We start from the raw sequence: 11,538 nt of genomic DNA, 5'->3' as shown, positions 1-11,538 counted from the left end.
ACGTAAGTCCCATCCCCCACGCGCCCTTCGATAAAGCCTTCGGCATAGAGCTGATCGTAGGCTCGCACCACGCTGTTACGAGAAATCGCCAGCGCCGCCGCCAGATCGCGACTGGCCGGCAATCGCGTGCCGCTGGCCAGTCGCCCGTCCAGCACTCGCAGGCGCAATGCCTGATAAAGCTGACGACTCAGGCCCTGACGCCGATCAAGTTCGATACCGGCAGGGTTGAACGACAGGGAGAGTGGCGCGTCGGTCATTGCAATGGACCTATGAAATTGATCGTTAATGGCTCTTACAACAGACCAATAGCCTGCCTAGGATGGAGGCATTCGCCAAGGGATATTTCCATGTACAACCCCAGCAGCTTTGCTATTAAAGAGTTGGATGAACTGCACCAGCAGATCCTCGGCACCCGCCTCGCCACGGTGGTGACCCACAGCGAACAAGGTCTGCAAGCCAGTCATCTACCGTTGTTGTTCAAACCGGACGAAGGTCCGAATGGCACCCTTTACGGTCACTTCGCCCGGGCTAATCCTCAGTGGAAGGAACTGCAGGACGGCGCCGAAGCGCTGGTGATCTTTGCCGGTGCCGATGCTTACGTCAGCCCGGGGTTTTACCCGAGCAAAGCCGAACACGGCAAAGTCGTGCCGACCTGGAACTACGTCGCGGTACATGCCTATGGCATCGCCGACGTATTCAGCGATGCCGAGCGCCTGCTCAACCTGGTCAGCGCGTTGACTGATCGTCACGAAGCCGGCCGTGCCCAGCCGTGGAAAGTCGCGGATGCTCCTGCTGATTACATCGACGGCATGCTCAAGGCGATTGTCGGGTTTGCCCTGCCGATCCAGCGGCTGCAAGGCAAACGCAAGCTCAGCCAGAACCGCAGCGCCGCAGACATCGCCGGTGTGCGCGAAGGGCTCGCCGCCAGCCCCGATGTGCACGACCAGGCGCTCGCCCACTTGATGCGTTAAGGAATGAACATGAATCAGATTGAAATTCGCCAGGTCAGCGCCGACGATCACGCTGCCTGGTTGCCGTTGTGGCAAGCCTACCTGCGTTTCTATAACACCGAGTTGCCTGACCCGGTCACTGACAGCACCTGGCAACGCATGCTCGACCCGACTGAACCGACACATTCAGCGTTGGCGTGGATCGATGGCAAAGCGGTCGGCATGGTGAACTTCATCTACCATCGGTCGAACTGGAGCATCGAAAACTCCTGCTATCTTCAAGACCTGCTGGTGACGCCGGAAACCCGCGGCACCGGCGTCGGCCGCAAGCTCATCGAATTCGTCTACGCCACCGCCAAAGCGGACGGTTGCAGCAAAGTCCACTGGCTGACCCACGAAACCAACGCCACCGCGATCCAGCTCTACGAGCGCATCGCCGAACGCCCCGGTTTCATCCAGTTTCGAAAAGCCCTTTAAGGTTCAAGGAGAACAACATGTCGACTTCACTCGCAGACTGGAAAGGCGCCCCGGCCCCCACCGTTACAACCATCGAAGGGCGTTTCATTCGCCTGGAAAAACTCGACCCGGCGCGTCATGGCGAGGGTTTGTTCAGGGCCTTGCAGGGCCCGGGTGCCGATCCGAAACTCTGGGACTATTTGCCCTATGGGCCTTTCCCGGAACGCAGTGCATTCAACGACTGGCTGAACAACCATGCGGCCAACAGCGATCCGTATTTCTTCAGCGTGATCGACCGTGTCAGCGGTGAGGTGCAGGGCATTCTCAGTCTGATGTCGATTGTCCCGGCACAAGGTCGCATCGAAATCGGCCATGTAACCTTCGGCGCACCGATGCAGCGTTCGCCGAAAAGTACCGAGGCGATTTATCTGCTGGCCAAGGAGTCGTTTGCACTGGGTTATCGCCGTCTGGAGTGGAAGTGCAACAACGGCAACGCCCGCTCCAAATACGCGGCCGAGCGATTGGGGTTCAGTTTTGAAGGCGTGTTCCGCCAGCACATGGTGGTGAAGGGGCAGAACCGGGACACAGCGTGGTATTCGATTCTGGACTCGGAATGGCCAGCTATTGGCGCGGGGTTTGAGCGCTGGTTGAGCGATGAGAACCAGACGGGATCGGGGCAGGTGAAAACGTTGGTGGAGTGTCGAGCGTAAGCGCCTGCGGTTTTTCGTCGTACCTGTGGCGAGGATTCCCTCGCCACAAATTTCGTGCTGTTGTGTCAACTCAAGTCGCGTCGAATCCGCACTACGCCCATCTTCAGGCCAAACGGCCTGAACACGGCATTCAGCGATTTCAGCGTTTGATTCCCTTCTCCATGTTCGATATGCACCAGCGTGCGTACCGAGATTTTGCACATTTTTGCGAATTGGGTCTGGTGCAAGCCTGTGACCTCGACTCGTAACCGGCGAACTGCTTCGCTGATCTCAAGCGTGCCTTGAGCCAGCCCCTCTTGAATACTTTCAATCAACAAAGCCCGAGCATCAATGGAAATGGTCATTTCAGCCCCCAGTTTTTCAAGCGCTGCTCAAGATTTCTCAGGGCAATCGCTGGATGATTCATGGTGACTTCAGGAAGACCGCTAGCGGTAAGAATGTCTGGCAGAGCCAATAGGTGATCAGCGTCCTTTCGTAACCCCTCATACAGGGCTTCAGGATCTCCGATCATTGCCAAGGCATTACAAACCTCTCGCCATTTCACCTCGCCCGCTACCTCCAGGTGCTTTGGCCATTTAGTCGTGCGCGTGACCCCTTCATCGTCCATCACCATCGGAGCCAAGTCGTAAATTGGAGCGAGGCGAAAGGAGTCGGTGTCGCGAATAATCGAGGTGTTGCGACCGTGGTTATCGGAGTTGCCAAGAATTTTGTTGAGCAAGTCTCTTCGCAGATAATCGGACACCAGATCGGGGATCTGATCGACCTGCCCGGCCAGTGTCCAGAGTTGAGCCAGATGCTGGATTACCTCCAGATGGTCCATGTAACTACCGGGCACCGTCACACCCGCCAGCGAGTAAATCGATTCAACCGCCAAACGCTCAACACCCTGATTTGTCACTTTGCGATCAAAGCGCTGCATCCAAAGGCTTGGCTTATTCGCTTCCTCCAATGCGAGTCCATCTGCCGCGACAGTCTCGATACCTAGAGCGTGCAATGCCTTGTAATAGTGGAACTCGCTTCTGAGAATAATCTGGTCTGTCTGAGTTCCCTTGTTACGAGCAAACTTTACAAACCAATGCTGCACCACTTGATCGTCGCTGATCACAGCATCTGGATAGAGCAAGCCGTCTCGACCTTCCGACATCAACAGTTTTGGCGCTTCTCCTCCGGCCCCGGTTGCCCCACCAATTGCGGCACCCTGCTCGTAGGCGTACTCCAGAAAAGTATTATCGCGGTCGACCACTTCGTTGCGTGGAAAGCCCATTGCAACCCTTTCAACGACAGCATCAACGGATTCTTTGATACGCATGTGGCCAATAGGCGCTGGTGTGCTTCGCCCCAGCAAAAACAAATCAGCGCTGATTCCTTCGGGTTTTTCTTGCCCAACTCGTGCCATGAGAAAGCGTTTGGCGGCGCCCGCAGGAGCTATGTCGAGCAGGAAAGCAGGCGCTTTTTTCAGTGAAGTACTATCCCAATCCAATGGCAACCTGGCGCTGACTGCTTTGGAGAAAGGCGATTCGATGTACTCAAAGTTATTGGCTACATAGTCTTTTTTGTAACCAAACCGGCAGGGGCCTTCAAATCCCTTTTCTGGCTCAACAAAAACCAACGTCATCGCATCCAGCCATTTCCCGGACGTGTATGCCTGGAGTGTCAGTGCGTACATAAATCCACCTGCAATTAAATGCGTTAGCACATCCAAAAATGATACGCAGTTTGCAATATAGTGCAGTTACAGGCTGACTGCGGTACCAATTTACGCATTAGAATGCATTTTTTGCGTTTTGGACGACAAAATGTGCATCAAATTGCACATAGGTGTAGCGCAGGCATCATTCTGTAAAAGCCATCCGGATCGAGATGGCTTGGTTCTGGTGAGATTAGGAGTAACAGCCGCAATCACGGCTTTTTGGGCAAAGGCAAATGAGTTTCTGAGTGTGCGATCGCTTCCGGTGACTCGATTTTTTGTAAGAAAAGGTCGTCGGTTCGAAGCGTTAAAAACCACTGCACTCAAACAGTGGAAGATTTTCTACATCGAGCAATCTGACACCGCCTGCATACCCTCCAGAACCGCCTGACATCGGTATCCAAGGCCGATATTTAGAGTTTGACCTTCATTAAAAAGAGGTCGAACCCTATGTCTGTTCAACACACATTACGCCCACAACACCTGGCATTGGCCATTGCGCTTACGCTGGGTTGCACTGAGTTTACAAACGCTCAACAACTGACAGATCAAGCAGAGCCAACGAGCCTCGTTGAGGTAACCCAGCTTCCAGAGGCTACGCCAGCGGACCCGCTTGCCCGGCTTCAAGCCTTTACAGGCGCGGCCAGCACATTCACGTCCGAGATTGATTCGCCTCAGCCCGCACTTCGGGGTGTTTCCGTGAAGCCGCAAGACCGGGATGCCCTCATCATTGTCAAAAACGGTGGCAGCTTCGAAGGCCGCGTGGATGGAGGTAAAGGCACCAATGTTATCCAGCTCATCGGTACTGATGGCGGCCAGCTGGGGAACACCCGTAATTTCAACGATCTGTACGTTTCGGCGGGAGAGTGGACGCTGACCAGTAAAGGAGATTTCAAAGACGAAGTTGCGGTACTTGATAAGGGCATTCTGACCAATAACGGAAAAATCAACGGCAAGGCCAGTGCGGCCGGGCAGCTCTTCAACAATGGCGAAATAAAGGGAATCGTGACGGTTGAGAATGGCGGTCAGTTTGCAGGCAAAGGTACTGTCGGCGGTCTGGAGGTTTTGGGTCAGCTCRACATCGATAGATTACAAGGCGCCCCAAGGGTCAAAGGCGACTTGAACCTTTCCAGCACCGGTGTTCTTGCTTACGAGGTCTCCCCCGATGGCCGTGGGGAGACGATCAAAGTCGACGGCACTGCCAGCCTCGGCGATGCCACACTGAAAATTGTTGCGGTACCGGGTGATCATCCGCCAAGCAGTCAGTACACGATTATCGAAGCAAAAAAGGTGAAGGGGGAGTTTGGCAGAATCGTAAACGAACTGGCATTCATGACCGCTACTCCCCATTACAAGGCAAAGACCGTCGGCCTGACCTACGCCCGAAACGATGTGCCTTTCGAGAGCGTCGCTATCACTAAAAATGGACAGGAGGCCGGCAAAAGCTTGGTAGAGCCGATGGAATCACCACCAGTGCCGACGCCTTCTGACAATGGATTAACCGTCTCGGAAGGATTGAATACGTCGGTAAACGCCGATACTTCCGACCCTGTCCCTGCGCCAACAGATACTGCTGAGCTTCCAGCGTCAGCCGCCACCCCACTGACCACCGACCAGCCCGTTACAGCGCAAACTACACCCGCGGCTACCCATCCCGTCACTAACGAGCGTGAAGACGCTCAGGGCATCGTGGATCCGATGGTAATACCGCAAGCGCTGGCGCCAACTGACATTGCAATGACCCTTTCAGATGAACTCAATATACCGGTAAGCGCCGATACGTCCCTCCCTGCCAATGCGCCAATGAATACCGCTGAAATACCACCGACAGCCGTAACTCCACCCACCACCGACAAACCCGTTACGGCGACAACCCCACCCGCCGCTACCCATCCCGTGACGACCGCACCCAAACCATCCAGCCCTGAAAACGCAGCTATAGCTGCCCTGCTCGGTAGCGACAAAACCACCGCGTCTCATGCCATTGAACAGCTGGCCGCAGGCAACAACGCCAATCTCGCGAAGGCGACGCTCAACAGCGACAGCCCCATCAGCGCAACCATGCTCTCGGCCATGCGCCAGCTCGACAGCGCAGCTGTATTTGGCAATCAGAAAAATGCACCGCGTGTAGCCGCTGGCGGTGAAAACAACGGCAGGGTCTGGCTCCAGGCGCTAGGCCTCGGCGGAACACTGGATAGCGATAACGACGCCCTTGTATTCTCAACACAAGGTCTGGTTCTCGGCGCAGATTGGGGCATCGATGAGCAATGGCGCATCGGTGTGTTGGGTGGCAAATCCGCAACGCGACTGGACAGCCGCGGCCTCGACGGCGATCTCGACAGCTGGCACGTGGGCACCTATGCCCTGCGCCAGGACGGTCCTGTGTCGCTGCGCCTCGGTGCGACTTACAGCAATCACGACGGACACACGAAACGCCGGGTTGCCTTCAAAGGTTTCAGCGATCGCCCCGAAGGCCGCTACGACGCCAACACCCAGCAGGCGTTCGCGGAAGTCGGCTACAACCTGGGCCGTGCCCACGTCAGCATTGAGCCGTTTGCCGGCCTTGGCTATCAACGCTATCAGCGGGACGGCTATACGGAGAAAGGAGGCGCGGCTGCGTTGAAGGTCCACAGTCAAACCCAGAACAACGTGAACAGCACATTCGGCCTGCGACTGGCGAAGCTCAACACGCTGGATAACGGCATGCAACTAACACCGAGATTCACAGCCAGCTGGAAACACACGTTTGGCGACGTCGACAGCAATACCCGACAACGACTGGTCACGGGCGGGAAAGACTTCACCGTTTCCGGTGCACCACTGGATCGTGACAGCCTGTTGGTCGATGCAGGTCTGGATCTCGGTTTGTCAGCCAAGCACACTTTGGGGGTAAGCCTTAACAGTGAGTTCGGTACCGACAGCCGAAACCATGGCGTAACGGGTCAGTGGCGAATGAGCTTCTAACCCTCAAATCCCGGGCGAAAAAAAAGGGGAGCACATGCCCCCCCGAGGTTTAAAGCGTTGTATCGAGGCTGTTAAATCAGCCTTCGATCTCGATCAGGATTTCGCCCGGGTTCACCCGGTCGCCCTTAGCCACGTGGATGGCGGTGACTTTGCCGGCGATGGCCGATTGGACTTCAGTTTCCATCTTCATCGCTTCGGTGATCAGCACGGCTTGCCCTGCTTTCACGGTGTCGCCTTCCTTGACCAGCACATCGACGATGTTGCCCGGCATGGTGGTGCTGACGTGACCCGGCGCGGTGGCTTGCTTGCGCTTGCTGGTGCCGCCGCTGACGAATTCGTTGAGCGGTTCGAACACCACTTCTTCCGGCATGCCGTCGATGGACAGGTAGAAGTGACGCTTACCTTCAGCCTTGACGCCGACACCGGTGATGTCGACGCGATAGGTTTCTCCGTGGACGTCGATGACGAACTCGGTCGGCACGCCTTCGCCACCGGCCGAGGCCACGCTACCGGCTTCAGGAATCGGCAGCAGCACTTCAGGCGTCAGGGTGCCGGCAGCGCGTTCTTCGAGGAACTTGCGGCCGATGTCCGGGAACATCGCATAGGTCAACACGTCTTCTTCGGACTTGGCCACGGCGCCAATTTCTTCACGCAGCTTGGTCATTTCCGGCTTGAGCAGATCGGCTGGACGCACGTCGATCACTTCTTCGCTGCCGATTGCCTGGCGACGCAGTTGCTCGTTCACGGTGCCCGGCGCCTTGCCGTAGCCGCCTTGCAGGTAGAGCTTCACTTCGTTGGTGATGGTCTTGTAGCGCTCACCGGCCAATACGTTGAAGAAGGCCTGGGTGCCAACGATTTGCGAGGTCGGCGTTACCAGCGGCGGGAAGCCGAGGTCTTCACGAACGCGMGGGATTTCGGCYAGCACTTCGCTCATGCGGTTCAGCGCGCCCTGCTCTTTCAACTGGTTGGCCAGGTTGGAAATCATCCCGCCCGGTACCTGATTGACTTGAACACGGGTATCGACCGCGGTGAATTCGCTTTCAAACTGGTGGTACTTCTTGCGTACGGCGTAGAAGTACAGACCGATTTCTTGCAGCAATTCCAGGTTCAGGCCGGTGTCGAACTCGCTGCCTTTGAGGGCGGCGACCATCGACTCGGTGCCCGGGTGGCTGGTGCCCCAAGCGAAGCTGGAGATCGCAGTGTCGATGTGGTCGGCACCGTTTTCGATAGCCTTCATTTGGCACATCGCGGCCAGACCGGCAGTGTCGTGCGAGTGGATGAAGACCGGCAGCGACTGCTCGGATTTCAACGCTTTAACCAGTTCGCCAGTGGCGTATGGCGTCAGCAAGCCAGCCATGTCCTTGATCGCCACCGAGTCGCAACCCATGGCTTCCATTTGCTTGGCTTGTGCCACGAAGGCATCGATGGTGTGCACCGGGCTGGTGGTGTACGCGATGGTGCCCTGAGCATGTTTGCCGGCCGCTTTCACCGCTTCGATGGCAACGCGCAGGTTACGCACATCGTTCATGGCGTCGAAGATGCGGAACACGTCGATGCCGTTGACCGCGGCCTTGGCGACGAAGGCTTTGACCACGTCGTCGCTGTAATGGCGGTAGCCCAACAGGTTCTGGCCACGCAGGAGCATTTGCAGACGGGTGTTAGGCAGCGCAGCGCGCAGTTGGCGCAGACGCTCCCACGGGTCTTCTTTCAGGAAGCGTACGCAGGCGTCGAAGGTCGCGCCGCCCCAGCATTCCAGCGACCAGTAGCCGACTTTGTCGAGCTTGTCGCAGATCGGCAGCATGTCTTCGGTGCGCATGCGGGTGGCGAGCAGCGATTGGTGGGCGTCGCGCAGGATTGTATCGGTTACGTGGATTTGTTTGCTCATTGCTATATTCCTCACAGGCCTGCGTGGGCGGCGATGGCGGCGGCGATGGCCAGGGCCAGCTCTTCGGGTTTGCGCTTGATCGAGTAGTTGGTCAGTTCAGGGTGGCTTTCAACGAAGCTGGTGTTGAACTGGCCGCTACGGAATTCCGGGTTACGCAGGATTTCCTGGTAGTACGCGGCGGTGGTCTTGACCCCTTGCAGACGCATGTCGTCGAGGGCACGCAAGCCACGGTCCATCGCTTCTTCCCAGGTCAGCGCCCACACCACCAGTTTCAGGCACATGGAGTCGTAGAACGGCGGGATGGTGTAACCGGTGTAGATCGCCGTGTCGGTACGCACACCGGGACCGCCGGGCGCGTAATAACGGGTGATCTTGCCGAAGCTCGGCAGGAAGTTGTTTTTCGGGTCTTCGGCGTTGATCCGGAACTGCAGGGCGAAACCGCGGTGCTGGATGTCTTCCTGTTTCACCGAAAGCGGCAGGCCGGACGCAATGCGGATCTGCTCACGCACAATGTCGATGCCGGTGATTTCTTCGGTGATGGTGTGTTCCACCTGCACCCGGGTGTTCATCTCCATGAAGTACACCTCGCCCTCGGCGAGCAGGAACTCCACGGTACCGGCGTTCTCGTAACCCACGGCCTTGGCTGCACGCACCGACAGGTCGCCGATGTAGGCGCGCTGTTCCGGGGTCAGTTGCGGGCTCGGGGCGATCTCGATCAGTTTCTGGTTGCGACGCTGGATCGAGCAATCACGCTCGAACAGATGAACCACGTTGCCAAAGCTGTCGCCGAGAATCTGTGCTTCGATGTGCTTTGGATTGACGATGCACTTTTCCAGGAACACTTCCGCCGAACCGAAAGCCTTGGTGGCTTCAGAGATCACGCGAGGGAAAGCCTGTTCGAGTTCTTCACGGCTGTTGCAACGACGGATACCGCGACCGCCACCACCGGAAGTGGCCTTGAGCATCACCGGGTAACCAATGCGGTCACCTTCAATCAAGGCTTCTTCGATGCCCGCGACGTTGCCTTCAGTACCCGGGGTGACCGGCACGCCAGCCTTGATCATGCTGCGGCGGGCTTCGGTCTTGTCGCCCATGCGGCGAATGACTTCAGCCGATGGACCAATGAATTTGATGCCGCGTTCAGCGCAGATGTCTGCCAGTTCGGCGTTTTCCGAAAGGAAGCCGTAACCAGGGTGCAGCGCATCGCAACCGGTTTCCACCGCCAGGTTCACCAGCTTGCGCGGGTTCAGGTAGCCGGCCAATGGCTCGGCACCAATGCTGTGGGCCTCGTCCGCACGCTTCACATGCAGCGCATGACGGTCAGCATCGGAATAGATCGCGACCGAGCGAATGCCCATCTCGGCGCAGGCACGTACGATTCGTACGGCAATCTCACCACGGTTGGCGATCAGGATCTTTTTTATCACTTTTGGAGGTTCCCTTGAGCCGGTGGTACCCACGACCTGCTAGATCAGGTCGACGCGTGACCAAATGTTTCAATTCAGTCGCAGGCCCACACTAGCCCCCACAAGGGATTAACAAAAATGAATAATAATTGGGTCAGGCATAAGTAAAGACTTATAGTTGATGTATCAGCCTGTGGCGGGAGCGACACAATATGCGTAAGTCATTGATGCGTATGACATTGCGTCAATTGCAGATTTTCAATGAAGTCTGTGATTTAAGATCCTACAGCCGGGCAGCCGACGAAATGTCACTCACACAACCGGCCGTCAGCCTACAGATTCGTCAACTTGAGGAGCTGATTGGCCAGCCGTTGTTCGATTACGTTGGCAAAAAACTCTACATGACTGAGGCTGCCGAAGCACTCCAACGCGCCAGTCGCGATATTTTCGGGCGCCTGGAAAACCTCGATATGCAGCTTTCAGACATGCAAGGATCGCTGCAAGGCCAGCTGAAACTGGCGGTAGAGTCCAGCGCCAAGTATTTCGTCCCGCACCTGTTTGCCGCATTTAAACGTCAGCATCCGGAAGTAAACCTGCAACTGACGGTGGTCAATCGGGGGCAAGTGATTCGACGCCTGTCAGACAACCGCGATGACCTGGTGATCATGTCGATGGTGCCACAGGACATGGGGCTGGAGTTCCTGCCCTTCCTCAACAACCCGATTGTTGCGGTGGCGCCACCGGATCATCCGTTGTGCCACATGGGGCCGCTACGCCTGCAGGACCTTGAGCCCTACACCCTCCTGCTGCGCGAACCCGGTTCCGGGACACGAATGGCGTGCGAGGAGTATTTCAAGGAAAAGCGCGTGCACTTCAACCAGACCCAGGAGGTCTCGTCAGCCGAAGCTCAGCGTGAATGTGTGTTGGCGGGTCTGGGCGTAGCGCTGTTGACGCGCCACGCCCTGAACCTTGAGTTGGCGACCGGCGGATTGATTGAGTTGCCGGTCGAAGAGCTGCCGCTGTTCCGCAGTTGGTGTCTGGTTCAGGCCAAGGCCAAACGGCTTTCACCCGTGGCCCACGCATTCCTTGCGTTTATCCGCAGCGAGCGGGTGCAGATCAGTGCGCTGGTTGAGCGTTTCGACGCGAAGTTGCCGGCGCTGCGTGCCAGTAATTGAGCTCCAGATCAGGGAAATCACCGATCTCGGCCAGCAGTTGGCGGCGTTCGCAACGATCTTCGATAGCGCGGCGAAACTCCATGCGGCGCTGATCTTCTTGCTGACGACGGGTTTTGGCGGCGCTGTYGCGTTCTTCGTAGGGCTGGGCCATTTCGAGTCTCCCAAGGCGATTACGGGAGTTTCAAGATAGGCGCGGGGGATGACGGTTTGGCGGCGGGTGGGTTACAGGCAGATGAAAGTTGTCATGTTTGAGGGCGCCTTCGCGAGCAGGCTCGCTCCCACATTTAATCGCGTTCTCCTGTGGG

Annotated in this window: 11 protein-coding genes; 5 read left to right on the top strand and 6 right to left on the bottom strand. The window is 57.0% G+C overall.

Annotation, left to right across the window (positions count from 1 at the left end; translation table 11 throughout):
* On the bottom strand, positions 1 to 257 hold a 257-nt coding region (locus AC1DSG_RS21065), incomplete at its 3' end, for a GntR family transcriptional regulator (protein ID WP_477792614.1).
* A 90-nt stretch (positions 258 to 347) separates the two neighbouring features.
* On the opposite strand from AC1DSG_RS21065, the gene AC1DSG_RS21060 reads away from it, so the two are divergent.
* The 3 genes from AC1DSG_RS21060 to AC1DSG_RS21050 are packed head-to-tail and all read left to right on the top strand — an operon-like array spanning position 348 to position 2,116.
* A complete protein-coding gene (locus tag AC1DSG_RS21060; RefSeq protein ID WP_477792613.1) occupies positions 348 to 971 on the top strand; it encodes an FMN-binding negative transcriptional regulator in 624 nt (207 codons plus the stop codon).
* 9 nt (positions 972 to 980) lie between these two features.
* Complete coding sequence (locus AC1DSG_RS21055) at positions 981 to 1,427, top strand: N-acetyltransferase family protein (RefSeq protein WP_477792612.1); 447 nt, start codon at positions 981 to 983, stop codon at positions 1,425 to 1,427.
* A gap of 17 nt (positions 1,428 to 1,444) precedes the next feature.
* Positions 1,445 to 2,116 carry a GNAT family N-acetyltransferase gene (locus AC1DSG_RS21050; RefSeq protein ID WP_477792611.1) on the top strand — a complete coding sequence of 224 codons (672 nt, stop codon included), beginning with the start codon at positions 1,445 to 1,447 and terminating at the stop codon, positions 2,114 to 2,116.
* 65 nt (positions 2,117 to 2,181) lie between these two features.
* Here the strand turns inward: AC1DSG_RS21050 and AC1DSG_RS21045 are convergent, their stop codons facing one another.
* Positions 2,182 to 2,460, bottom strand: a complete 279-nt coding sequence (locus tag AC1DSG_RS21045; RefSeq protein WP_477792610.1) for a helix-turn-helix domain-containing protein — start codon at positions 2,458 to 2,460, stop codon at positions 2,182 to 2,184.
* Entirely contained in the window at positions 2,457 to 3,782 is a 1,326-nt protein-coding gene (locus tag AC1DSG_RS21040; RefSeq protein ID WP_477792609.1) for a HipA domain-containing protein, read from the bottom strand. The genes AC1DSG_RS21045 and AC1DSG_RS21040 overlap by 4 nt, the downstream gene beginning before the upstream one ends.
* A gap of 471 nt (positions 3,783 to 4,253) precedes the next feature.
* Here AC1DSG_RS21040 and AC1DSG_RS21035 point away from each other — a divergent pair, with 471 nt between their 5' ends.
* Positions 4,254 to 6,767, top strand: a complete 2,514-nt coding sequence (locus tag AC1DSG_RS21035) for an autotransporter outer membrane beta-barrel domain-containing protein (RefSeq protein ID WP_477792608.1) — start codon at positions 4,254 to 4,256, stop codon at positions 6,765 to 6,767.
* Positions 6,768 to 6,843: 76 nt separating this feature from the next.
* Here the strand turns inward: AC1DSG_RS21035 and oadA are convergent, their stop codons facing one another.
* A complete protein-coding gene (gene oadA, locus AC1DSG_RS21030; RefSeq protein ID WP_477792607.1) occupies positions 6,844 to 8,652 on the bottom strand; it encodes a sodium-extruding oxaloacetate decarboxylase subunit alpha in 1,809 nt (602 codons plus the stop codon).
* Between the two features lie 11 nt (positions 8,653 to 8,663).
* Positions 8,664 to 10,079 (bottom strand): acetyl-CoA carboxylase biotin carboxylase subunit, encoded by a 1,416-nt coding sequence (locus AC1DSG_RS21025; RefSeq protein ID WP_007943377.1) that lies wholly within the window; start codon positions 10,077 to 10,079, stop codon positions 8,664 to 8,666.
* A gap of 191 nt (positions 10,080 to 10,270) precedes the next feature.
* On the opposite strand from AC1DSG_RS21025, the gene AC1DSG_RS21020 reads away from it, so the two are divergent.
* Positions 10,271 to 11,233 carry a LysR family transcriptional regulator gene (locus tag AC1DSG_RS21020; protein WP_477792606.1) on the top strand — a complete coding sequence of 321 codons (963 nt, stop codon included), beginning with the start codon at positions 10,271 to 10,273 and terminating at the stop codon, positions 11,231 to 11,233.
* Here AC1DSG_RS21020 and AC1DSG_RS21015 read toward each other — a convergent pair.
* Entirely contained in the window at positions 11,175 to 11,384 is a 210-nt protein-coding gene (locus AC1DSG_RS21015; RefSeq protein ID WP_477792605.1) for a PA3496 family putative envelope integrity protein, read from the bottom strand. The two genes, AC1DSG_RS21020 and AC1DSG_RS21015, sit on opposite strands and share 59 nt — an antisense overlap.
* Positions 11,385 to 11,538 lie beyond the last annotated feature (154 nt).

The sequence above is a fragment of the Pseudomonas sp. P5_A12 genome (assembly GCF_056400685.1).
Note: the sequence above shows the minus strand (reverse complement) of the source record. Positions and strands in the feature narration are given on the sequence as shown.

Excerpts from the sequence above, each read along its gene's own strand:
- AC1DSG_RS21020 (WP_477792606.1), top strand. The coding sequence starts at position 10,271 with ATGCGTAAGTCATTGATGCGTATGACATTGCGTCAATTGCAGATTTTC.
- AC1DSG_RS21045 (WP_477792610.1), bottom strand. The coding sequence starts at position 2,460 with ATGACCATTTCCATTGATGCTCGGGCTTTGTTGATTGAAAGTATTCAA.
- AC1DSG_RS21060 (WP_477792613.1), top strand. The coding sequence starts at position 348 with ATGTACAACCCCAGCAGCTTTGCTATTAAAGAGTTGGATGAACTGCAC.
- AC1DSG_RS21055 (WP_477792612.1), top strand. The coding sequence starts at position 981 with ATGAATCAGATTGAAATTCGCCAGGTCAGCGCCGACGATCACGCTGCC.
- AC1DSG_RS21050 (WP_477792611.1), top strand. The coding sequence starts at position 1,445 with ATGTCGACTTCACTCGCAGACTGGAAAGGCGCCCCGGCCCCCACCGTT.
- AC1DSG_RS21040 (WP_477792609.1), bottom strand. The coding sequence starts at position 3,782 with ATGTACGCACTGACACTCCAGGCATACACGTCCGGGAAATGGCTGGAT.